This window comes from Neobacillus niacini (assembly GCF_000759675.1).
GTDB lineage: Bacteria > Bacillota > Bacilli > Bacillales > Cytobacillaceae > Neobacillus > Neobacillus niacini_A.
The window spans coordinates 155,005-176,435 of record NZ_BAWM01000006.1; the positions used below are offsets into that span (position 1 = coordinate 155,005).

Consider the following 21,431-nt stretch of genomic DNA (forward strand, 5'->3'; position numbering starts at 1 on the left):
AAGGCCCACCTATTAATTTAGCTGGGCTTTTCTGCATCTTTTAATAGATTCTTTTTAAAAACCCATCTTAGGAATGGAGGTACAGCAAAAAAGATAAATAGGAGTCGAAATAATTGGAATCCAGCGACCATGGATAAATCAGCTTTGACTTCATGCGCGAGAATGGCCATTTGATCAGCACCACCTGGAGTTAGGCTTAAAAAACTTGTTGTGGGAGAAATCTCATAAAAATGGACGAGGAGCATGCTTAAGCCCAATGATCCTAAAATCATGACCAATCCACTTATGATTGCAAGTATGATTATTTTTGCTTTATTTTGCAGTTTATCCGGCTTTAGTAATAAGCCAATATAGCCCCCAATCATAAATTGTGAAAAATCTAATACCGAGTTTGGCAGCTCGGGTCCGTGGAGACCGGTGACTGTCATAACAGCTGTTGCTAAGATAGGACCTAACATATAAGGAGTTGGAAACTTTAGCTTTTTTCCTAAAAAAGCACTTATCACACAAACAACAGCAAAGAAAATAATAGACGGAAAAAGTGGGGCTGAGGTTTGAATGGAATTATTTTCGATAGTAGAAATAAGTGCAGATGGTGAATGCGCAAATAAAGGGCTATAGATAAGAAAAGGCACCGAAAAAATAATCAAGATGACTCTTGTTACCTGCAGAAACGAAACCGTGGTAAGGTCGATTCCTTTTACTTCTTGAGCAAAGGTTATGATTTGCGAAAGTCCACCTGGAATGCTCCCAGTTAGGATTGTTGGATAATCAACACCAGAAAGCTTGGAAACAAAGTAGGCAATCCCTGCACAAAAGGAAACGAGAACAACCGTCAAAAGCAGCATGAGAGGAAGCTGCCCAAAAATTTGGGTCATAGCCTCTTTCGTGAACGATAAGCCAATTGAATACCCCAAAATAATTAATCCTGCATCCCGAATCTGGATCGGCCAATAAACCGGAATTCCTCCAAATCTCGAACCCAACAACACTGCAGTCATTGGTCCAAGAAGCCATGGAATAGGGATTCCTAATACTGAGAATAGGAAACCACCTATAGTAGCAATTAACAGTGTTATGTAAAAGCGATTTATTTTTTTTTCAAGATTTATCAAAAACATCCCCGCTAACTTCTTTTTATATATCATACCAAAACTTGGCTAATACCATAGACCATTAATTAAAATACAGTTTATTTTCTTTTATTAAGTTAAGATGAAATTTGCTTTAAGAGTAGGTAAAGATGCTAAAAATCGACACACACACAATAAGCAAGAGTTTAAAATCGAATAGGTAGCTAAGGAGCATTAAAAAAATCTGGAGGTGACATGGTATGAAGAACATTCTTCGAACCGCAGTCCAGCAAAGAAGGCAATATCTAATAGATAAATTGCTTAAAGATGGTGTATTCAAAAAAGAAGACCGACATCTGTATGAATGGACCTTAAGTGACCTAGAGAAAGAATATAAATATATGGAAAAAAACAGTGTTAATCTACCTAAGGGGAAGATGGACAAAGATAACCAACTACAACAATAATGAGGTAAATACTTAGATGAATACAAGAAAAGCCGGTCAATAGACCGGCTTTTAATTTAGGCTGTGTTAAAGGTTATTGTTGATTTTTTCCTATGTTGGCGGAAGGTGCGAGACTCCTGCGGGAGGACGGGGCAGGGGAGACCCCACAGGCGCTTAAGCGCCGAGGAGGCTCCACGGACCGCCTGCGGAAAGCGAAGCGCCTTGAGCGCAAATCAACATGCTAGTTTAACACAGCCTTAATTTAAAGTTCATTGTCCTACGCGACCTGGCTAAATCCAAATAAATATTTTTACTGGAAATTGATAACAAAATGACAAATTAATCGTATGTATGTTTACATCAAGGTAAAAGGATGTGTGCATACTGGACATTCTCATCATGTTTATTGTTTTTTTTGGTCCAATATTGTTGATATATAGTTTAATTGATTATTTTGCTTATCGGAAATGGTCTTTATTATACATTGCTCTTCGTGATGAAAGTTATTTTGCACTTACTGAAAAACTAAAACAAGCCGGAATTAAGTATCGAGTTAAAAATTTCTTTAATCAAACAGTTACCCCAATGTTCGGTGGTGATCGGTACAGACAATACGAAATATACGTTAAAAAGAGTGATGTAGAAAAAGCATCCCAAATCGTTTCTACACTAAGAAAGCTGTGATTTTTTTTGAGCCGATCAATGGATGGGCTCTTTTGTTTTGTGTTCTTTATTCGTACATTGGGCGTTTTGAACTAGAAAATGTAAGACTTATTTCTCATTAACTTTAATGATTTTCGTTTTAAAATTAAGCAATATGTAAAATGATACTGGAAATTAGTAGAGTTGAAGGTGGTAAAGACGTGGGACGAATGGAACAAAGACAGCAAAGAAAGGCGTCTAAACAACGAGATTGGAGTCAGTTTTTAAAAAAGGATTTAGTTAAGAAGTTGATTATAGCAGGGATCATAACAGCAATATGTGGCCTCCTTATCGTTAATATCTTTATATGGGCCAGCGATGTCAGCAAATTAAACAAGCCGGCGCCACAGCCAACGATTATTTATGATCAGAAAGGCGAGATTGCTAGTAAGATTTCCAATTCCAGTATTGAAGGAGTAGGGATCAAGCAAATTCCAAAAGAAGTCATCCATGCTGTGATTGCAACGGAAGACCAACGTTTTTATAAGCATAATGGAATAAACTATTTTGCTATTATGAAGGCTTTTTTCAAGAATATGTTGAGCGGCGACATCGTTGCAGGCGGGAGTACCGTTACCCAGCAGCTTGCCAAAAATGCATTTCTGACACATGAACGAACGTATACACGCAAAATCAAGGAACTGATTATTACAAAGAAAATTGAACGTACCTACTCAAAAGATGAAATCATGGAGAGATATCTAAATCAGATTTATTTTGGAGAGGGAGCATGGGGGATCCAGCGAGCAGCTAAAACCTACTTTGGAAAAGAAGCAAGTGAACTAACCTTAAGTGAGTCTGCGATGCTAGCTGGGCTAATCAAAGCTCCTTCGAATCTCTCACCATTTAAGAATATGGAAAAATCAGTCGAGCGTCGAGATCTTGTATTAGCCTTGATGGAAAAAGAAGGATACATTAGTCAAAACGATGTTGACAAAGCAAAGGGACAGCCAGTGGTGTTAAATGAAGAAAAAGTGGAAGATGAGTATGATGGCAAATATCCTTATTATGTAGACCACATTATAGAAGAAGCAATGAAGGAATATCAGCTGACCAAAAACGAAATTCTTTCTGGCGGACTTCATATTTTTACAGAATTAAATCCAACTGTTCAAAAGGCGACAGAAGAAGTCTATCACAATGATAATCTTTTTCCAATCAGTCCAGACGATCAGCTGCTTCAAAGCGGGGCTATTTTCATTGATCCTAAGAATGGCGGTATTCAGGCTCTTGTTGGTGGAAGAGGAGAACACACCCTATTAGGATTTAACCGGGCTACACAATTAATTAGGCAGCCAGGTTCGACGATGAAACCATTAGCTGTTTATACACCTGCATTAGAACAAGGCTTTGAAATATTTGATCTGTTAGAAGATAAACCGCTAAATATTGGCGGCTACCAGCCTAAGAATTATGATAAGCAATATCGTGGCGAGGTAACAATGTATGACGCGGTCGTGAATTCGTACAATGTTCCTCCTGTTTGGTTATTAAATCAAATCGGATTGGAAAAGGGTACGAAGTCAGTGGAAACTTTCGGTATTCCTTTACAAGAAGAAGACCATTCTCTTGGAATTGCACTCGGGGGAATGAACGAAGGAACCTCACCGTTAGCCATGGCACAAGCTTACACCGTATTCGCAAATAATGGAACAATGGTAGAGGCGCATTCCATCGAAAAAATAGAAGATGCAGAAGGAAAAGTTATTGCTAAATGGAAGAGCAAATCAACTACAGTGACTAAACCGGAAGTAGCTCAAAAAATCACCTACATGCTAAAGGGTGTTGTTGAGGAAGGTACTGGGAAGAAGGCTCAATTAGATCGGTTTGACATTGCAGGTAAAACTGGTTCAACACAGCTTCCATTCGCGAACGAAGGCGGAACAAAGGATCATTGGTTTGTCGGCTATACCCCTAACATTGTCGGAGCGGTTTGGTTAGGCTATGATCAAACCGATGAAAATCATTACCTAGCCACATCAAGCAGTGGAACCACTCCTGTAATTTTTAGAGAAATTCTATCGAAGGTAGGATCAGAGCTGCCTGATGATAAATTTGCATTAACAAGCGTTGAAAAAAAATACAAGAATGAAATCAAGAAGATAAAAGAGCAAGAGGAAAAAGCTAGGAAAGAAAAAGAAAAACAGAAGAACAATAAAGGAAAGGGTAAGGAAAAAAAGGAAGAAAAGGGAAAAAATAAGGGGAAAAAGGATAAGGATAAGGATAAAGATAAGGATAAGGATAAGGATGAAGATGACGCCGAAGATGATGATGAATAAAAGATAATTTGTGTTTTAAAATGCTGTGCAGGATCCGTTTTTGTGGTGTTACTTCATCTCTATATACTAATTGGCAGACCAAATCACATACGATTTGGTCTGTTATAGTTTCAAGTAATATCTATAAATATTAATTTTCCGTATAGGACAAGAAAGCACCGCGTCAACGGTGCTTCAATACCTTTTGAAGGTTAGGAAATTTATCTTTGCCCTGGATAAAATGCCTCGTTTATTTCCCAAGACTCCACTATCTTGTGAGCAATGTTAGGTTCATATCCCATACCCATAAGGTACGCAATAGCTGCTACCTCTCGTAGGGCATGGGTAAAAGAAGTGTGTTTTGCTTCATGTAATCCATAATGAACAAGAGGCTCAACTTTTTTTAATACTGTGTGTTTATAATGGTATGGGTTATAATGTTGATTTTGATTAAAGTGATAAGGGTTGTATTGGTAAGGGTTATACAACTATAGTCATCTCCCTATATAAATAATTTGTAAAGTCATCATTAGTCTATGTATGTTTTAACATGGATGAAACGGATACTGAAAAATAAATAATAATGAATATATATGACATTTAGAAAACATAATCCAGCTCCCCTATCACCGGGTCAAAGCATTTGGCTGTGCAAAACGACGTCATAATCATTTCCTGTCATGGCAGACTTCGATTTAAGAGAATGCTTAATGGAACTTAGAATTAATTTTTCCATTAAAGTAAATCAATTTCAAATAAAATAAGATATTCAAACCGGTTAGGATTTCCTTTCTTAACCAGTTTTTTTGGTAGAAAATGAAAAAATACATACAATAAAATCGGATTGGAAATAAATAAATAGTATGATTTCAGGCAATGGAGGGATAAAGTGGAAGGGAAAAATAGTATGGGAACTGGTGAAAGTGCAGATTCATTAACGAATCGCCAAGGTCATCCTTACGGATAATCAAAATATTTTCTTTGTATTTGAGCTAGTACAATCATAAAAATACAAGACTTTTTATCAATCTTTTCATTGGGTTTATAAAAAATATCATTATTAAAATCTGCATACAAGCTGCTATTCTTATACCCATTTAAGATATCTGCTACATTAGGGATAGTATCAAGTTGTACTTGATTTCCAATATCCATAAAAAGTTCTTCTACACTTTCAGCCATTAACCAATTATGTTCATCCATAAATTTAAGTATCTCATCATAGCAATTAATTATTAAAGAAAAGCTAAATTGTTTATCCACTTATCTTCATAAATTAAAAAAGAGTCATTAGTCTTGTTGCATAACTTTGAGAAAGTTTTGTGTGATGACTTCTTATATCTTTATTTAATTTATTTCAATCAATATTCTTACCAAAGAAAACATCTATAGCTACAGAGTTTAACATGGGTAATTTTCCAAATTCCTCAAAGGCTATATGTGCACATAAATAGGCTCTTGCATGCTTGCCATTGTTATATAATATCTCTGATTCCTCTAAAAGCTCACAAGCATTCTCATAAATCTTACTAAAAATTTTTTCAATATCCTCTACCTTTAATTGATTAAAGCTCATTATTATCTCTCCCAAAAAATATGCCATTAACAAATATTGTATCTATAATTAAAAAGAAAAAAAGGAAAAGCCTATTAGCTCTTCATTTAACTTACTGATTTATTTTGTTTGGCAACTGTAGATTTAAAATAAACGATTTTTTTGTATCTAGAAAAAGAAGTAAGAACGAATAAACGTGAAACGATTACTCTTACATGTAAAGAGGACCTAATTCGCTTCTATGAAAGCCAAGAATACTACAACAACGGTGTATCAAATTCTGAGCATGTAGGGGTCACTTGGTGTAACATGAGTAAAAAAATGTAGTGAAATGATTTATTAGTCTTAAATATGAGGATGTCTTAAAAATAAAGGTGTTGACACTTTTAAGACAATCCCCTTTGTTTATCTCCGTAGTAAAACTAGTGAATACGGTATTCTATCAATTGTTCTCCAAGTTCTCTCCGGCCGGTATCTTTAAAACCGAATGTTTGATAAAACCGCAAGGCATTTGTATTTGATTCCTTTACTCCCGAGTTGATGGTTTGGCTGCAATTAGGGAGAGTTGCTAAAAAGTAGATGGCTTGAGTCAGAGCCATCTTGCCATAGTCCTTACCTTACTGTGTTTAATCTATCATGAAACGGATAATCCACTACGTTCTATCCTCCGGTTCCTTCCCTTACAAAAGAAATCCTATCAAATTCTAGTAAACACATATAGGTACAAATAATGGCTCGAATTTTTATCAGAACGATTTTATTTGGGCGAATAGCCGTTGACGTGACAGTTGCTTTGTTATATGGTTAACTACATAAGTAACTAACCGATGTGGTGGTGTGTATTATGGCTTTCACGATGGACGACAGTCGCCCGATTTTTGTGCAAATTGCTGAGAATATCGAAGACGATATTATCGAAGGCCGGTTGCCGGAGGAATCGCAAGTGCCGTCAACGACTCAATTTGCATCGTTTTTTCAAATAAATCCGGCAACGGCGGCCAAGGGCGTTAATTTGCTGGTGGACGAGAACATTTTGTATAAAAAGCGGGGGATCGGCATGTTTGTGGCAACAGGTGCAAAAGCAAGGCTGATGGAGAAGCGAAAGGAGAGTTTCTATGAACAGTATGTCGTAGCGATGATTCGCGAGGCGGAAAAGCTTGGCATTTCGAAAGGACAATTGACGGATATGATCCGGAGAGGGGAAGGAACGAAATGATGAACATTGTTGAAGTCCAAGGGCTGACCAAAACATATGGTGGTGTCAATGCGGTAGACGATGTCAGCTTTAGGATGGAATCAGGCAAAATTTACGGATTGCTGGGCCGAAACGGCGCAGGCAAAACAACAATCATGCACATGCTGACGGCGCAGATGTTTCCGACAAGTGGGAAGGTGAGCGTGTTCGGAGAGGCTCCTTATGAGAACAATCGCGTATTGAGCTAGGTTTGTTTTATTAAAGAAAGCCAGAAGTATCCCGACCATTTTCGAGTGATCGACGTGCTGGAGTTGTGTCCGGTAATTTTTCCGAATTGGGACCAGCGATTTGCCGATCAATTGCTGAATGATTTCCATCTGCCGTTGAAACGGGCGATAAAGAAGCTGTCGCGGGGTATGCTCTCGTCCGTCGGCGTCATTATCGGTTTGGCGAGCCGCGCGCCGCTGACGATGTTTGACGAGCCTTACCTGGGGCTGGACGCTGTAGCGAGGGAGTTGTTCTATGATCGGCTGATCGAGGATTACGCGGAGCACCCGCGGACGATCGTTTTGTCCACACATTTAATCGACGAGGTAAGCAGGATTTTGGAGCATGTGATCGTCATCGATAGCGGGAAGCTTATTCTTAATGAGGATGGGGATGCCATTCGCGGGCAGGCCTATTGCGCCGTAGGTCAGGCGGAGAAAGTGGAGGCCTTTATTTCCGGGCAGGAGACAATCGACCGTAAACCATTCGGTGGCCTATTGTCGGCTACGGTGCTTGGCAGGCTGGATCCAGAAAGAAGGAAGAAGGCCGAATTACTAGGGCTTGAGCTTACCCCGGTATCACTTCAACAGTTGATTGTTCATTTGACCAAACAAAAATCTGATCGCAGGGCGGTGGATTTCCGATGAATCGAATTGCAACCGTAATGAAAATTCATGCCAAGGATAGAATGATGTGGTTGATTGCTCCATGGTGTTTTGCATTGCTTCCTGCTTTTTTAGTCAACTTCTTGATTGGATGGATCGTCCAGCCGGAAAACGGGTTATTTACCGGCGGTTTGGCTTCCATCTTCATTTTGATGATGATTGTCGGCATCGCTACGCTGACGAAAAGTTTTCCTTTTGCGCTTGGCCTGAGCATCCGGAGAACGGACTTTTTTCTTGGGACTCTCATGATGGTCACCGTTGTTTGCTTGGGTATTTCCGTCGTGCTTTTGGCGCTTTCAGTCGTGGAGGGCGATTGGGGCTGGGGAGTCGGGCTGCATTTTTTCAACCTGCCTTATTTGAGTGATGGGTCCCTGGCGGAACGGTGGTGGACCTTGTTCGCGACAGCGTTCCATATGACCTTCCTTGGCTTCGCCATTGTCGCCGTATACCGGCGTTTTGGGAGGATGGGTATGTTCGTCTTGTTTCCGATTATTTTGGTTGCGGGGTCCGTGCTTTCGTTCTTGTGCACGTATTTCGGCTGGTGGACGGACATTTTCAATTGGCTAAGCGGACATTCCGCCGCTCAATTAGCTTCGTTGTTGTTTGTTGGCGCGGTCATCTTTGTCCTGCTGTCATTTTTCATGATTCGCAAAGCAACCGTTTAGCCGGTAACACGCCGTATGGCCGTCCGATCATTTGTCGGGCGGCCTTCGCCGTATTTATACAGAGCCGTCCGGATGAAAATACCGGGCAAAACACCCCTCACTTGCCGAATACGGATCACGATGTGCAGAGCCGAAATCCAGAATAAAATGATTGAGTATTTTACGAATGCTGACGATGATTATGGAAAACGAGTCCAAGATGGAGTAGCGATAGCAATGGAAATGAGGAAGGATAAAACACATACAAGCACGGCGGAAGCAGATGAGGCGACAGATAAGGCAAATCGAATGGGACATGAAGCAGATCCATATTAATAGTAGAATGGCTGAACTTGTTTTAAGTTCGGCCATTATTCGTTTAATTATGATAATTAGGTATTGAATGTTGTGATAGAAGGAATTTATCAAGTTGTGGCGAAATTTGTATATAATAAAACATTTTTAACTGGAGGTAGTTTTTTTATGTATCGTTTTAAAGCGATTGATCACATTCAACTAGCTGCTCCAAAAGGTTGTGAAGATACTGCAAGGAAGTTTTTTATAGATATTCTAGGATTTGAGGAAATAGAAAAACCAGAGGAATTGAAAAAGCGCGGCGGTGTTTGGTTTCGAAGTGGCAGGACGCAAGTACATATTGGCGTTGAGGAACCTTTTACGCCAGCGAAAAAAGCACATCCTGCCTTTGAAATAGAAAATATTGATGCGTTGAAAAAACATTTACTAGCAAACGGGGTAGAAGTAATTGAAGACAATAACCTTCCGGGAGCCAATCGTTTCTATACAACTGATCCCTTTGGTAACCGTATTGAATTATTAGAGTGGATCTAATCTTTCGAAGAGGGGGAAGTGAGGATAATGAGTCTAAGAGAAAAAACAATTGAAGAATTAGAAGAGATAGAAGAAGAACTGAATGAGCAGGAAGAGGAACATGGGTATTCTAATTATTCAATGAAAATTGAATTGTACAAGGAAATGTACCGAAAACTCTCCCAGCTTGTCCGGCAAAACAATGAGGATTATCAAAGTTCGCTTGATTATGTAAAAAGGAAATTAATTTACTGTCTTATCCACTATGGAACGTATTTGAAAACGGAATACCAAAAGGATGATTATTTGGCAAGGAGCTGCCTAGAGGAATCGTTAAAATATGATAAAAGAAATCCGTTGGCGTCCTATCGACTAGGTTTCTTGTCTTATAAATTTAATGAATATACAAAAGCGATTCAGTATTTCCAAAATGCATTAGACAATGAACAATACCATAAACAGCATCTCTATCAATTAAATGAACAGCAGCAGTTGAATGCCCATCTTTATTTATCCAATTGTGCTTTGCATATTGCAAAAGAAACGTATGAAAAAATTAATCAATTACCTCTCGCTAAGACGCAAGAAATTCCGAAACAAGAGTTATCTCCATTGTTTAGCAGTTTAATAGAAAATGAACAATATTTACTGCGTCATGCGTTTTACAAGGTCAATAAAGCGGGAACCACTACTTGTTCTAAAGCGGAGTGTGAGAAGTTAATTTCAAATCCACCGCGTGATACCTTTCTTCTTTATTTTAGTGATCGTACAATCATTGCTGTTTTTAACGGGGAGGAAGCTTTGCTAACCCAGGACCAAGGATATATGCTGAGTTATTTTCTTTTAAATAGTTCAGAAGCAGTGCCAGCCACAAGACATGATTTCTCAGTCGTGGATACCATCATTCCTAACACGTATACCACAAATGTCAGCAGATTACGTCGGAAATTAACTGAACAAGGATTTCCACCAATGATTCAAACGAAAAGATATGATAATGAAACAGGCTACTACTGTAATGGAACCTATCCATTTTATATCATGTATCGATCAGACGAAGAAATCGAATATCGTTAAAAGGCGGTGACAGGAGGTCATCGCCTTTTTAGGTTATAGAAGTATGTAGCATAGACAGAGAATAATCTCGGGAATTTTATATCAGTCCATACATATGAGCTTGGAGTGCCCGAAAACGATTTGGAATCATGAATAGGTCAATGCAGAGGAGATGGAGTGACCGAAAAGATATGAAATCACAGTTACGGTCAATTCAAAAAAAGGCTTTTAATTCCCTTTTTCTCAGAAAAAGAATCAGCGAGGGAATCAAAAATGGTCTTTGATTCCGGTTAGTCCAAAATAACTAACCAAAGAACACAAAAATTAATTTTGAATATTCATATGTGAATTGAATATTAGTTATAATAGGTATTTTATCTTGAAGACCTTCAAAAATGGAGGGGATCCTTTGAAAATTGAATACCAGCATACCTTTGGTTTGCCAAGAAAAATTGTCTGGAAGTACATCAAAGATGAAAAGGTTCTTGGAAATGCGATTCCGAGCTGCAGGTCATTTGTCCAAAGCTCAAGCGGATTATATCATGCTGAGATGGAGGTTACCATTGGACCACTTAAGGATGTTTTTGCACTCGAGGTCAAGCTGGTAAAAGAAAAAATGCCTTCTTATTATCATTTGATTCTGAAAGGAAAAGGTAATTTAGGGGAAATCAGTGGCAAAGCGGATTTATTCTTGAATGACCAACAAGGAAACACCAAGCTCAACATCCAGGCTGAGGCGAATGTCACTGGCGTCCTGTCAGGGGCTGCAGAGCGCGTCTTAAATGGAGGGGCAAACAAGGGAATAAAGAAATTTTTCATTAGTCTAGAAAGTGAAATAAAGAAAAACCTTTATCTTTTAAGAAAAGGTCGAAAGTGAGAAAGAGCAACGTCATTGAACGTTGCTCTTTTCATTCCTATCTATTCATGCTCAGGATAATTGGCTAATTCTTTTATTCCTACTATCCAATCCTTGAAATTAGCGTATTTATTGGAGTCGAAACCAAAGTGCTCCCTAATTATACGGATCGACTTTTGTTCATTTTCGTGAACAATACCGTCTGAATAGACCAAGCGAAGGATTTCTGTTAAGACAATATGTTTGGAGCGTTCTTCTTTAAATACCTTTAGGATATCTTCTAACGTTGCACCTTTGGATGAATAATCCTCAAGATCCATTTCTTTTTGATATTTTACAATAACAGGATTTTCAAATACCGAATAATTTCCATCAATGGTTGCGATTAAGTAGGCTAACTCAAGAAAGGCTTCTTTCTCCTCTTGTTGAAGCTCTGTCAAAAACATTATTTGTAGCTCCTTTTTCAATAAAAAATGTAAATATGTTATTAGACATCTTACCAAGTTTAAATACCTTTTGTCTATTATTTGATTGGTTGAAAAAGGAAAATTCCTGTCTAAAAGCGAATAGGATATATATTGGGTATAAAAAGGTGGTGGGAAAGGTTGTGGTTTTATTTCTCTTTTTGTTTGTTACACCGCTGCTTGGTATGTTGTGGTTTATTAATCTTGTTTTTTTTATAAAAAACATAAAGGAAACTAAAAGTACTCATAATCAGACCGTATTGGGTTCAGTACTAACCTTCTTTTTTATTTTCTCGTTTATGTATTTTTTGGGTAGTCTTCATTAATATTTAAGATGTAAACATTAGGAATAGGGGGAATTAGGATGGTCGAAAGATTAATTAGGATTGGTACAACTTATTTACCTGTTAGTGATGTAGATCTTTCTTCTGAATGGTATGTAAACAAATTAGGAGCAATTTTAAACTATAAAGATGAAGACAAAGCCATACTTAATTTTGCCAATCAAAGTGTCTTTTTAGTAAAGGCAAAGGAATATCAAAGCGCCAATTTCTTTAATTCATACGGTGAAGAGTGCTTTTCAATCACATTTGAAGTGAATGGATTCAATGCTCTTGAAGCGGTTCATCGAGAATTTAAGGAGAAGAAAATTAGAGTTGGAGAAATTGAAAACAGAGGACACAGCGGTAGAAACTTTGTATTCTATGATCTGGATGGTAATAAATTTGATGTTTGGAGTGAATTAAGTCCAATTTATAAAGATAAGTTTCTTTCTTAGTATGGGGGAAAATGTAAATGATCAAATTAGTAAATGAAGAGGATATTGTCATTGCACACCGATTGATTTTTTTGAAAAAGAAACTAGAGTGGAGTGCAAAACGATGATTCGAGAATCAACATTACATATATTAAATGGACAAAGCATGTATGATTTTTTTAAAAAGACGAATTTTCTCGAAAAAGAATTGATGATACCCTTTAACGAAGCAATGTGTTTTGGAGATACATCTATTGAGCTATTCACACAGGATTTCGTAGAAATACGCGCGAAGGTTCATCAAGTAACACCGGAACAATATATTGAAATTACTCTAAAACCATTACAGCCTCTCTTTCGTAAAAACTTTACCCGAATAGCTTTATGGTTTGATGCTGATATGTTTTGTCAAATTAACATCCTCACTATTCTTGCATGGTTGGATAGAACCGGTCATAACAATACGATTGACCTTCATTTAGTGGGTGATAAGTTTAAACCTGTTGAAAGTTTCACACTAGAGGTCAATGGATATGACCAATTTTATAAACAAGTGTTGATACATAAAACGATGCCAAAATCAATCAGTCCTGCTCCTTTAATGAAGGGTGTTGAACTATATTTAACTTATCTTAATAGTAATAGTAATCTAATGTTGTATATTCAAGAGCACAAATATGTCCCCGAAAAAGAACTTGTGTCTTCACTTATCGAAAAATTCACTGAGTATGGGTTAGGCGATGTACAATATCTAGAATTAATTAGAGCTCAACGTAAATGATACTTAAATACGTTCCATTTAGGTTTCAATTAAAGATATACTTGAGACTTCGGATAAAGACATAATGCTTGAGGTGGTTTGGTGACAATACAAGGGTTAAATCATTTCTTATTCTCAGTATCGAATTTAGAGGAATCTATTGAATTTTACCAAAGTGTGTTTGGTGCAAAGTTGTTAGTTAAAGGTAGAACCACGGCCTATTTTGATTTAAATGGTATGTGGCTTGCTCTTAATGTAGAAAAAGATATTCCTCGTAATGAAATAAACCAATCCTATACGCATATCGCTTTTTCAATAGAAGAAGTAGATTTTGATCCAATGCACGAAAGGCTAGTGGAATTAGGTGTAAACATACTACCTAGTCGCCCTAGAGATATAAAAGATAAAAAGTCTATTTACTTTACGGACCCTGACGGTCACAAATTTGAATTCCATACAGGTACATTACAAGACAGATTAAATTATTATAAACAGGAGAAAAAACACATGGTGTTTTATGATTAAGGTTGGTAGAGGGAGCTATCAATCTTTAAACCTAGGTGTTTCGTGATTTTGAATAAAGTAGGAAGGTTTTAGAAAATGGAGCGAATAAAATGAAGCGAATGGCAATTATTACGGATATTCACGGGAATGCACCAGCATTAAAAGCCGTACTCACAGAACTTGATAAGAGAAGAGATGTTGACCATATTTATTGTTTAGGAGATATGATTGGAATAGGTCCTGACTCAAACGAAGTTTTACAAATTCTTTTTTCTAGAAATGATACGTCTATAATTACAGGTAACCATGATGAGGCCGTATTAGCTTTAGCAAAAGGGCAAGAGTACCCACAAAGTCATTCTCTTGTAAGAGAACACCATCAATGGATTTTAGATAGAATGGATCAATCATTTATCCCGAAGTTAGATCAATTACCTCGAACCATTATCCATGAGATTGAAGGTCATTCCATCCTATTTAATCATTACAAACTTGAAAAGAGTAAATGGAATGAGCATATTAGCAAGGATCCATTTAGTTCGATTGTAGAGCCAAGTGTCGAAAATTTAGAAACCTTATTTAAAGATAATCGGGAAGATTTGATCTGTTTCGGACATCATCATCCAACACAGTATTTTAAAGGAAAAAAAGCAATATACCTAAATCCAGGTTCACTTGGATGTAATGATAAACCAGCTGCTCGCTATGCGATTATTACGCTTTCTACTAACCAGTTAGAAATTAATCTTGAAGAAGCATTGTATAATAACTCTGAGTTCCTAGAATCGTATCATAGGTTAGATGTACCTGGACGTGAATTCATACTTAAAGTATTTCACGGGAACCAAATTCAATGAATACAACTTTTTGTAAAAAAAGGTGAACGTTGCTTGCAAGTAGAATATTAGATTGATGTAAAGTCACAATAAACAGAGGTGTTAATGAATGTTAACGAAAGAAAAAATAAATGAGATAAAAACACTTCTGGAGATTTGCGAGAAAGAGGGCAATCTTCAGTTGAAGCTAAATTTTGATATGCTTGAAAGCAGGTCTGAAAATCGGAAGGAAGACTTTTTCCATTATGTAGACGGCAAACTTGTTGGGTTTCTTGGAAGCTATTATTTTGGTAATAAGGTAGAATTTTGCGGGATGGTGCACCCGGATTACCGTAGAAGAGGAATATTTTCAAAGCTGTTAGAAGGTGGACTTGAGGAGGCAAAGAAACGCGAAGCTAGGACCATTTTGTTAAATGCACCAACAGAATCTCAATCAGCAAAGGAGTTTTTAAAGGACATCCCTTGTACTTTGTCAATGGTAGAATATCAAATGAAATGGCAGAAAACAGAATTAGCTGAAGATGATTCAGTTACGGTAAGACCTTCTTTTTCTGATGAAGATTTAGAAGCGGAAATACAACTCGATGTCCAGTGCTTTGGGTTAAATGAAAAAGAAGCACGCCAGTATAAGCAAGAAACCAAAGACCTTAATACGGACCTAAGGTTAATTATTGAAGCAGAAGGAAAAACTGCTGGAAAAATGCGTCTCTCCGAAATGAATGGAGAATCATGGATTTATGGATTTTCCGTATTTCCCGAGCTCCAGGGAAAAGGGATAGGTAGAAAAGCACTATCGAATGTAGTAAAAATGCAAGACGAAAAAGGATTTTCTATTTTTCTAGAGGTAGAGTCTAAAAATGCGCATGCCCTGAGGCTCTATGAATCATGTGGATTTAGAAGCTATCATTCCCAGGAATACTATAAAGTAACACAATAAATTAGAGGGGGTTACTCTAATCCCCTTCTAATGTCTCGAACCCTTTCCTATTCTTTCCATTAAAAAACAGAAGACAATTGTAACCGTTTACATTATAATAATAGTAAGAACTAGGAGAGGGGAAACAAACCATGGAACTTTTATTAGAACAATGTGAACATAACAAATCGGAAGAACCTTGTGAAGAGTGTGCCCCAAATAAAGATAGTGATGAGAATATGGACTTATATGAGTATGACTATTATAAAAGGATTTGGTTTTAGGAAAGAACGTAATCTAGTTAATAAAGTAAATTAAAATAGTATAAGAGAAAAGTAAGAGCTGTCTTATGACGGCTTTTCTTTTTGTCCTAAAAGGAGTCTTTTTATTAATCGGTAGTTATTTTGTGGTAAAATTTTGAAAAGAGGACGAGTAATTTACACTTTATAGAGGTGAGTGAATGAACGAATTTGTATTTACAAAGTTGCTTGGCGTGATTGTGGGTACCTTGACAATCTTCGTAGCCATAGGATTTGGTATATTATCTTTTATAGGAATAGGTTTATCCAATGCGCTAAATTCCGGAACGGATTATTCCTCAAGCAGCCATTATATACTGCTTATTTTTATTAGTCTTCTCCTTTGTGGTTTCATCACCAGTATTGGAGCCTTCAAACTTAAGAAAACAGGTTGGAGAATTTTTTATATGTACTTTTGTTTCATTCTTGGTCTTGGCTTTATAGCCACCTTCTTAATCTCTTTTGGTTCAATAGGATCTAAGAATGAAATTTTACTATTATCTGTAGGAATGGTTTACCTGTTGTTAGGTTATTTAGTAAAAAAGAAAAAATGAGGAGGGTGTCTAATGTTTAAACATGATTTCTTTTAATAGAATAAAAGAATATTAGCAGAACGATACGAAATCATTACTAATAAGAAATTGTTTAACTTATAATAATAACAAGGATAATTTTTAAAAAAGGAGAGGTAGAGAGATAAATGAATGAACATACAAAAAATGAAATAAAAAGTTGGACAAAATCTATCTGTATTGCTTTAGGCGTGGCATTTGTCGTTCGAACATTTTTATTTGCTCCTTACATCGTTGAGGGTGCTTCAATGGAGCCCACATTACATAATCAAGAAAAAATCTTCGTTAATAAATTAAATGTAGCGGACAATTTTAAACGAGGAGAAATTGTCATTATTAAAGGAAAAGAAGTAAACTATGTCAAAAGAATTATTGGGTTGCCTGGAGATACGATTGAAATGAAGAAGGATCAATTGTATATAAATGGTGTTCTATTTGAAGAATCCTATCTTTCTCAGAATCGTAAAGAAGCGGAACAAATGGGAAGCTTACTAACTGGTGACTTTGGACCGGAAATTGTCCCTGAAAACAATTATTTTGTTATGGGTGATAATCGATTACACAGTATGGATAGTCGCAATGGGTTAGGATATATTCAAGAAGAAACCATTGTAGGCAAACCTGAATTTGTTTTTTTACCTTTTACGCAAATAAGGAATGTTAAATAGAGGTTGTTAAAGCAACCTCTTTTTCTTTGATTTAATGTGGATTGGGAAGTGGTGTATTTTAGATTTTGAATCCGCTCTGCCAGTTTGTGCGCATGGAGCTTAACCTCCTGTTGCATAGATTGAAACCTTCTTTTTAACTCATCATCGTCTACCTTTTGGATATAGTGCTCAAAAGAACGAATCCCCATATATGTACCTCTTTATAATGTATTTAATTCCTCTATTATGGTCGCATTGGACATAGTACCACTTTCTTTCATTCCATTTTGATACCTCCGTAGGTTGTTTTATTCGAGATTTACTTTCAGCTGATTCAAAATAAAAAAAATAGTTTTTTTACGGAACCAATAATTGGATAGCTTCGTCTAATGTTTGGAAAGAGAGGGGTTATGAATGCTTGTGAAAAAGATAGAAACAACTTCATCACCTATTGAAATCAATCAGATAACACAAGAAGAACAACTTAGTTGGCTGATGGATCAGTATGGGGATATGGTGGTAAGGCTTGCTTTTACTTACGTTAAACAAAAACAATTGGCAGAAGATATTTCGCAGGAAGTGTTTATAAGCTGTTTCAAAAATTTAGAAACATTTCAAAATAAATCCTCCTATAAAACATGGCTATATCGGATCACAGTTAATAAGTGCAAGGATTATTTTAGAAGCTGGTCCTATAGAAACATCAGTTACCAGGATTTGTTTCGATCGATTTTTCCAAGCAGCGGTCTATCTGTCGAGGCGAAGATTCTTGAGGGAGAAGAAAAAGAAATCATTTTTGAACATGTCTTAGCACTGCCTATAAAGTTAAGAGAGGTTATTATCCTTCATTATTATGAAGAATTATCGGTTAATGAAATATCTGAACTACTAGGTCTTAAATCAAATACCGTAAAAACAAGGCTTCATAGGGCCAAGAAATTATTACAAAGTTCTTTGAAGGAGAGGCATAGTTATGGAGGATAAATTAAAATATCCGAAGAATTCTCATTTGCGTTTTGAAGAAAAGCATAAGCAAAAAGTTTTGGAGGCTATAAAAAATCTCCCTGACAAGAATCATAGTAAGGGAAGTAAGATTGTAATTAAAAGATGGGGCTATTCTACTTTTGCGGCTGCAGTGTTGTTTCTTCTACTTATCGGTTCTACCCATGTTTCTTTAGGGATGGCAAAGGTTACATCAAAAATACCTTACTTTAGCTTATTTATTGAGCAAGAGAAATACACTATTGCCTTAAATGGAGTAATATTCGATGTTATAAATGAAAATAAGTATGATTTTAGTGATTTAAATGTTTCAGTCCCAGACCGAGAGATTAAGATTTGGTTGCTTGGTTCCAAAGAAGAAGTACGATCAATGAAAACTGAAGTTATCCAAAAAATTAATAGTGAATTAGTAGCACAGAATTTTGGAAAGTATGATATCGAAGTTAAAAGAGGAAAATTACCAAAACCTATGGAAACTACTCCAGAAGTAAATGAATATATGAAAAAAAAATTTGATTTAGAAAAAAAGGTGCTCGACCTGCTTGAGAAAAATAATTACCAACCAGCTTTCCCAGTTGAAGTACGCATTAATAGTAAAGAGAATTTTATATATATTGCCTTGCCAAAAACAGAAAAAAGAGTGGCTGAACTAAAAGAACAATTAAAATTGATCACAAAGGAATACGGTGAATTTAGATACAAAATTACCAGCATTGACATGGCTGCACGAGAACAAGAATTAAGATGGGTGCAAAATGGTATTATTGATATAATTTTTGATGGATTAAGTGAGAATAAAGCTTTTAAAATAACAGGACTTTCTTATTCCTTCCATCCACTACCATTGAAAATCGAAGTAAGAATATCGCTTAAGTCTAAGGATCCTGAGGCAAAGGAAATAGCAGAAAATATTGAAAATGAAATTACTGAATTTATTCAAACACATGAAATGACAGCAGAAGTAAGAAATGATCCGTATGAGCTGACGATTTACGGTAAGGATGAGAAAAAAATTAACAAGAAATAAGTGTTATGAAAAAGGACCAAAGCTGGTCCTTTTTTCTATTTTTTAAAGACATGTTGTGCAATTACAAGAGTGGTTGCTCTTGAATCAAGCCAACTGCTGGTAGCTATCGCAGGATTATAGAAAAATAATGCTCCTGGAGCTAGTTGCCTTTGGTCAGTAAGAGCTTCTTTTACAGCTTGAATCGATTCCTCATCGGCCGGCCTATTGATTTCGCCATTTTTTACAGGTTGAAATTGCCCAGGAGCATAAATAACTTCCTTAATGGTGTCAGGGAATTGCGGACTTTCGACTCTGTTCAGTACTACACAAGCAACCGCGATCTTGCCCTCCAAAGGTTCCGTTCGTGCCTCTGCTCTAACTAAACGTGCGAGCAAATCTATTTCATCGTCTGATAGACTTAGGTTCACAGGTTCTTCTATTTTTGGTTCATTTGCCCTTATCGATTTAGTAGTATTAATGTTTTGTCCTATGTAAATAAGATTAAGGTTTGAGATTTGTGGATTCACATCCGCTAATTCTTGCAGAGTTAATTTATGATCTCTTGCAATTTTTGACATCGTATCTCCTGGTTTAACCTCATAGGCAAAAGCGGGGGAAGCTAATAAAAGTGAAGCAGCCAAAGTTAATAACGTAATCAGTTTTTTCATTATTCTAGTCCTCCAAGTTGGTTTATTGTATTTAAATCTATTACTATGAATCGAAAAAATAGATTAGTATTACAGTTAAGTTACATAGAAAAGACAATTAGAAATCTATGAAGGGGTAGAAGTATATTCCAAATTGACAGAATGGTCGCTAGTCGTAAAAATAGGGAGGGTTCATGAAGCCAATAATAGTGATAGAACTTGGGAAATGGTCTTCATGGAGCGCTTATGAAGACCAAACTATATAAGCACTATGAAAACCAGGACACATGATATCATTTGAAATTAGGTCCTGAATCTTAAAATTAAAAGTAACAAAGGATAATTTAGTTAAGCAAAGCATATATGTTTGTTTCCTGTATTTCTATTGTTACTATAGAAATATACCTTTAAAAAGAAAGGATTAATAATACAAAATGGGAACTTTTAATATACCTGTATCAGTCTTAAATCTAGCCCCAATCCGCGAGGGAAAGACTTCAAAACAAGCCATTGAAGAAATGGTGGATCTAGCGCAAGCAACGGAGGGAATGGGTTATCACCGTTACTGGATTGCCGAGCATCACAATACTCCGACACTTGTAAGTTCGGCCACGCCAATTTTAATTAAACATACCTTGGAGCATACCCAAACAATCAAGGTAGGTTCTGGCGGTATTATGCTGCCAAACCATTCACCGCTTGTTGTAGCTGAACAATTCGGAACGCTGGCAACCATTTATCCCAATCGAGTAGAACTTGGGCTTGGGCGTGCACCTGGAACAGATATGATGACGGCAAATGCGTTAAGACGTTCAAAAAATGATTCTGTTTATACCTTTCCTGAGGACGTTAAGGCACTGCTTACTTATTTTGGTCCGGAAGAGCATCAAGGATATGTAAAAGCCTATCCTGGTGTCGAAACAAATGTTCCAATATATATCCTTGGTTCATCTACAGATTCGGCTTATTTAGCGGCAAGCTTAGGTCTGCCATATGTGTTTGCATCACACTTTGCACCAAAATTCATGGGGGAAGCGATTTCCATTTATCGTGAACGGTTCCAGCCGTCTGAGTACCTAGACAAACCGTATATGATAGTATGTTTAAATGTCATTGCGGCTGAAACCGATGAAGAGGCTAAATATCAACAAACAACCATGCAGCAGTTTTTCCTAAATGTTGTACGTGGGTCACGGAATCCATTACGGCCTCCAGTTGAAAGCATGGACGGAATTTGGAATCCGATGGAGGAAGAAATGGCTAAGTCCATGTCTAGTGTGACCTTATTGGGTAGCAAAGAAACGATCCGTCAGCAGCTAACAAGCTTCCAAGAGTTCTATGCTGTAGATGAAATAATGGCAGTGTCTTACATCTATGATCCTGAGAAACAAAAACGTTCATATGAAATATTTAAAGAAGTGGTGGAAGGGAAGTCATTTAACCCTCCACATGATTAATTGTTACCGAAATCATGGT

The 21,431-nt window shown here is 36.8% G+C and carries 26 protein-coding genes and 2 pseudogenes; 20 read left to right on the plus strand and 8 right to left on the minus strand.

Annotation, left to right across the window (positions count from 1 at the left end; all coding sequences use genetic code 11):
• Positions 1-17 precede the first annotated feature (17 nt).
• Entirely contained in the window at positions 18-1,115 is a 1,098-nt protein-coding gene (locus TR08_RS03580) for an AbrB family transcriptional regulator (RefSeq protein ID WP_238579067.1), read from the minus strand.
• Between the two features lie 218 nt (positions 1,116-1,333).
• Here TR08_RS03580 and TR08_RS03585 point away from each other — a divergent pair, with 218 nt between their 5' ends.
• The 3 genes from TR08_RS03585 to TR08_RS03595 all read left to right on the plus strand — a co-directional run bounded on the left by TR08_RS03585 (position 1,334) and on the right by TR08_RS03595 (position 4,500).
• Entirely contained in the window at positions 1,334-1,540 is a 207-nt protein-coding gene (locus TR08_RS03585; RefSeq protein ID WP_045515785.1) for a Fur-regulated basic protein FbpA, read from the plus strand.
• Between the two features lie 378 nt (positions 1,541-1,918).
• Entirely contained in the window at positions 1,919-2,203 is a 285-nt protein-coding gene (locus TR08_RS03590) for a hypothetical protein (protein WP_045515787.1), read from the plus strand.
• Between the two features lie 188 nt (positions 2,204-2,391).
• Positions 2,392-4,500: a transglycosylase domain-containing protein gene (locus TR08_RS03595; RefSeq protein WP_045515902.1), complete on the plus strand. Its 2,109-nt coding sequence runs from the start codon at positions 2,392-2,394 to the stop codon at positions 4,498-4,500.
• 200 nt (positions 4,501-4,700) lie between these two features.
• Here the strand turns inward: TR08_RS03595 and TR08_RS03600 are convergent, their stop codons facing one another.
• The 4 genes and pseudogenes from TR08_RS03600 to TR08_RS32340 all read right to left on the minus strand — a co-directional run.
• Entirely contained in the window at positions 4,701-4,967 is a 267-nt protein-coding gene (locus TR08_RS03600; protein WP_045515788.1) for a hypothetical protein, read from the minus strand.
• 469 nt (positions 4,968-5,436) lie between these two features.
• Positions 5,437-5,682, minus strand: coding sequence for an AbiV family abortive infection protein (locus tag TR08_RS03605; protein WP_045515790.1), 246 nt, complete (start codon positions 5,680-5,682; stop codon positions 5,437-5,439).
• Between the two features lie 154 nt (positions 5,683-5,836).
• Positions 5,837-6,055 (minus strand): AbiV family abortive infection protein, encoded by a 219-nt coding sequence (locus tag TR08_RS03610; RefSeq protein ID WP_045515791.1) that lies wholly within the window; start codon positions 6,053-6,055, stop codon positions 5,837-5,839.
• A 401-nt stretch (positions 6,056-6,456) separates the two neighbouring features.
• Positions 6,457-6,639 (minus strand): annotated as a pseudogene (locus TR08_RS32340) (hypothetical protein); the annotation flags it as partial.
• A 239-nt stretch (positions 6,640-6,878) separates the two neighbouring features.
• Here TR08_RS32340 and TR08_RS03615 point away from each other — a divergent pair.
• The 7 genes and pseudogenes from TR08_RS03615 (at position 6,879) to TR08_RS03645 (ending at position 11,566) form a co-directional block, all read left to right on the plus strand.
• Positions 6,879-7,250, plus strand: a complete 372-nt coding sequence (locus tag TR08_RS03615) for a GntR family transcriptional regulator (RefSeq protein ID WP_045515792.1) — start codon at positions 6,879-6,881, stop codon at positions 7,248-7,250.
• Positions 7,247-8,143 (plus strand): annotated as a pseudogene (locus tag TR08_RS03620) (ABC transporter ATP-binding protein). The gene TR08_RS03615 and the pseudogene TR08_RS03620 overlap by 4 nt, the downstream one beginning before the upstream one ends.
• The gene (locus TR08_RS03625) at positions 8,140-8,826 is read left to right on the plus strand and encodes a hypothetical protein (RefSeq protein ID WP_045515797.1); all 687 of its coding nucleotides are present in this window, start codon (positions 8,140-8,142) and stop codon (positions 8,824-8,826) included. The pseudogene TR08_RS03620 and the gene TR08_RS03625 overlap by 4 nt, the downstream one beginning before the upstream one ends.
• Before the next feature lie 72 nt (positions 8,827-8,898).
• Positions 8,899-9,141, plus strand: coding sequence for a catalase-related domain-containing protein (locus tag TR08_RS03630; protein ID WP_045515799.1), 243 nt, complete (start codon positions 8,899-8,901; stop codon positions 9,139-9,141).
• A 147-nt stretch (positions 9,142-9,288) separates the two neighbouring features.
• Complete coding sequence (locus TR08_RS03635) at positions 9,289-9,654, plus strand: VOC family protein (RefSeq protein ID WP_045515801.1); 366 nt, start codon at positions 9,289-9,291, stop codon at positions 9,652-9,654.
• A 27-nt stretch (positions 9,655-9,681) separates the two neighbouring features.
• The gene (locus tag TR08_RS03640) at positions 9,682-10,710 is read left to right on the plus strand and encodes a hypothetical protein (RefSeq protein WP_045515806.1); all 1,029 of its coding nucleotides are present in this window, start codon (positions 9,682-9,684) and stop codon (positions 10,708-10,710) included.
• Between the two features lie 388 nt (positions 10,711-11,098).
• The gene (locus TR08_RS03645) at positions 11,099-11,566 is read left to right on the plus strand and encodes a CoxG family protein (RefSeq protein ID WP_045515807.1); all 468 of its coding nucleotides are present in this window, start codon (positions 11,099-11,101) and stop codon (positions 11,564-11,566) included.
• Positions 11,567-11,607: 41 nt separating this feature from the next.
• Here the strand turns inward: TR08_RS03645 and TR08_RS03650 are convergent, their stop codons facing one another.
• Positions 11,608-11,991: a hypothetical protein gene (locus TR08_RS03650; protein WP_045515810.1), complete on the minus strand. Its 384-nt coding sequence runs from the start codon at positions 11,989-11,991 to the stop codon at positions 11,608-11,610.
• Positions 11,992-12,373: 382 nt separating this feature from the next.
• Here TR08_RS03650 and TR08_RS03655 point away from each other — a divergent pair, with 382 nt between their 5' ends.
• The 7 genes from TR08_RS03655 to lepB all read left to right on the plus strand — a co-directional run bounded on the left by TR08_RS03655 (position 12,374) and on the right by lepB (position 17,321).
• Positions 12,374-12,787: a VOC family protein gene (locus tag TR08_RS03655; protein WP_045515811.1), complete on the plus strand. Its 414-nt coding sequence runs from the start codon at positions 12,374-12,376 to the stop codon at positions 12,785-12,787.
• Between the two features lie 103 nt (positions 12,788-12,890).
• Entirely contained in the window at positions 12,891-13,547 is a 657-nt protein-coding gene (locus tag TR08_RS03660; protein ID WP_052427329.1) for a hypothetical protein, read from the plus strand.
• Between the two features lie 81 nt (positions 13,548-13,628).
• Positions 13,629-14,051 (plus strand): FosM family fosfomycin resistance protein, encoded by a 423-nt coding sequence (gene fosM / locus TR08_RS03665; protein WP_045515813.1) that lies wholly within the window; start codon positions 13,629-13,631, stop codon positions 14,049-14,051.
• A gap of 89 nt (positions 14,052-14,140) precedes the next feature.
• Positions 14,141-14,887, plus strand: a complete 747-nt coding sequence (locus TR08_RS03670; protein ID WP_045515814.1) for a metallophosphoesterase family protein — start codon at positions 14,141-14,143, stop codon at positions 14,885-14,887.
• An 88-nt stretch (positions 14,888-14,975) separates the two neighbouring features.
• A complete protein-coding gene (locus TR08_RS03675; RefSeq protein WP_045515815.1) occupies positions 14,976-15,803 on the plus strand; it encodes a GNAT family N-acetyltransferase in 828 nt (275 codons plus the stop codon).
• Positions 15,804-16,242: 439 nt separating this feature from the next.
• Entirely contained in the window at positions 16,243-16,635 is a 393-nt protein-coding gene (locus TR08_RS03680; RefSeq protein ID WP_045515817.1) for a hypothetical protein, read from the plus strand.
• Positions 16,636-16,781: 146 nt separating this feature from the next.
• Positions 16,782-17,321 (plus strand): signal peptidase I, encoded by a 540-nt coding sequence (gene lepB / locus TR08_RS03685; RefSeq protein ID WP_045515818.1) that lies wholly within the window; start codon positions 16,782-16,784, stop codon positions 17,319-17,321.
• On the opposite strand, the gene TR08_RS33815 is transcribed toward lepB, so the two are convergent.
• Complete coding sequence (locus TR08_RS33815; protein ID WP_081954334.1) at positions 17,249-17,509, minus strand: DUF2383 domain-containing protein; 261 nt, start codon at positions 17,507-17,509, stop codon at positions 17,249-17,251. The genes lepB and TR08_RS33815 overlap by 73 nt on opposite strands.
• A 205-nt stretch (positions 17,510-17,714) precedes the next feature.
• On the opposite strand from TR08_RS33815, the gene TR08_RS03690 reads away from it, so the two are divergent.
• Positions 17,715-18,284 (plus strand): sigma-70 family RNA polymerase sigma factor, encoded by a 570-nt coding sequence (locus TR08_RS03690; protein WP_045515819.1) that lies wholly within the window; start codon positions 17,715-17,717, stop codon positions 18,282-18,284.
• Positions 18,274-19,329: a DUF4030 domain-containing protein gene (locus tag TR08_RS03695; protein ID WP_045515820.1), complete on the plus strand. Its 1,056-nt coding sequence runs from the start codon at positions 18,274-18,276 to the stop codon at positions 19,327-19,329. The genes TR08_RS03690 and TR08_RS03695 overlap by 11 nt, the downstream gene beginning before the upstream one ends.
• A gap of 35 nt (positions 19,330-19,364) precedes the next feature.
• Here the strand turns inward: TR08_RS03695 and TR08_RS03700 are convergent, their stop codons facing one another.
• A complete protein-coding gene (locus TR08_RS03700) occupies positions 19,365-19,976 on the minus strand; it encodes a cell wall hydrolase (RefSeq protein ID WP_045515821.1) in 612 nt (203 codons plus the stop codon).
• Between the two features lie 413 nt (positions 19,977-20,389).
• On the opposite strand from TR08_RS03700, the gene TR08_RS03705 reads away from it, so the two are divergent.
• Complete coding sequence (locus tag TR08_RS03705) at positions 20,390-21,412, plus strand: LLM class flavin-dependent oxidoreductase (protein WP_045515824.1); 1,023 nt, start codon at positions 20,390-20,392, stop codon at positions 21,410-21,412.
• The last annotated feature ends 19 nt before the right edge of the window (positions 21,413-21,431 follow it).

What these genes read in the sequence shown, in the direction of transcription:
- TR08_RS03585 (WP_045515785.1), top strand. Translation starts at nt 1,334, where the DNA reads ATGAAGAACATTCTTCGAACCGCAGTCCAGCAAAGAAGGCAATATCTA.
- TR08_RS03590 (WP_045515787.1), top strand. Translation starts at nt 1,919, where the DNA reads ATGTTTATTGTTTTTTTTGGTCCAATATTGTTGATATATAGTTTAATT.
- TR08_RS03595 (WP_045515902.1), top strand. Translation starts at nt 2,392, where the DNA reads ATGGAACAAAGACAGCAAAGAAAGGCGTCTAAACAACGAGATTGGAGT.
- TR08_RS03605 (WP_045515790.1), bottom strand. Translation starts at nt 5,682, where the DNA reads ATGGATGAACATAATTGGTTAATGGCTGAAAGTGTAGAAGAACTTTTT.
- TR08_RS03610 (WP_045515791.1), bottom strand. Translation starts at nt 6,055, where the DNA reads ATGAGCTTTAATCAATTAAAGGTAGAGGATATTGAAAAAATTTTTAGT.
- TR08_RS03615 (WP_045515792.1), top strand. Translation starts at nt 6,879, where the DNA reads ATGGCTTTCACGATGGACGACAGTCGCCCGATTTTTGTGCAAATTGCT.
- TR08_RS03625 (WP_045515797.1), top strand. Translation starts at nt 8,140, where the DNA reads ATGAATCGAATTGCAACCGTAATGAAAATTCATGCCAAGGATAGAATG.
- TR08_RS03630 (WP_045515799.1), top strand. Translation starts at nt 8,899, where the DNA reads ATGAAAATACCGGGCAAAACACCCCTCACTTGCCGAATACGGATCACG.
- TR08_RS03635 (WP_045515801.1), top strand. Translation starts at nt 9,289, where the DNA reads ATGTATCGTTTTAAAGCGATTGATCACATTCAACTAGCTGCTCCAAAA.
- TR08_RS03640 (WP_045515806.1), top strand. Translation starts at nt 9,682, where the DNA reads ATGAGTCTAAGAGAAAAAACAATTGAAGAATTAGAAGAGATAGAAGAA.
- TR08_RS03650 (WP_045515810.1), bottom strand. Translation starts at nt 11,991, where the DNA reads ATGTTTTTGACAGAGCTTCAACAAGAGGAGAAAGAAGCCTTTCTTGAG.
- TR08_RS03655 (WP_045515811.1), top strand. Translation starts at nt 12,374, where the DNA reads ATGGTCGAAAGATTAATTAGGATTGGTACAACTTATTTACCTGTTAGT.
- TR08_RS03660 (WP_052427329.1), top strand. Translation starts at nt 12,891, where the DNA reads ATGATTCGAGAATCAACATTACATATATTAAATGGACAAAGCATGTAT.
- TR08_RS03670 (WP_045515814.1), top strand. Translation starts at nt 14,141, where the DNA reads ATGAAGCGAATGGCAATTATTACGGATATTCACGGGAATGCACCAGCA.
- TR08_RS03675 (WP_045515815.1), top strand. Translation starts at nt 14,976, where the DNA reads ATGTTAACGAAAGAAAAAATAAATGAGATAAAAACACTTCTGGAGATT.
- TR08_RS03680 (WP_045515817.1), top strand. Translation starts at nt 16,243, where the DNA reads ATGAACGAATTTGTATTTACAAAGTTGCTTGGCGTGATTGTGGGTACC.
- lepB (WP_045515818.1), top strand. Translation starts at nt 16,782, where the DNA reads ATGAATGAACATACAAAAAATGAAATAAAAAGTTGGACAAAATCTATC.
- TR08_RS33815 (WP_081954334.1), bottom strand. Translation starts at nt 17,509, where the DNA reads ATGGGGATTCGTTCTTTTGAGCACTATATCCAAAAGGTAGACGATGAT.
- TR08_RS03690 (WP_045515819.1), top strand. Translation starts at nt 17,715, where the DNA reads ATGCTTGTGAAAAAGATAGAAACAACTTCATCACCTATTGAAATCAAT.
- TR08_RS03695 (WP_045515820.1), top strand. Translation starts at nt 18,274, where the DNA reads ATGGAGGATAAATTAAAATATCCGAAGAATTCTCATTTGCGTTTTGAA.
- TR08_RS03700 (WP_045515821.1), bottom strand. Translation starts at nt 19,976, where the DNA reads ATGAAAAAACTGATTACGTTATTAACTTTGGCTGCTTCACTTTTATTA.
- TR08_RS03705 (WP_045515824.1), top strand. Translation starts at nt 20,390, where the DNA reads ATGGGAACTTTTAATATACCTGTATCAGTCTTAAATCTAGCCCCAATC.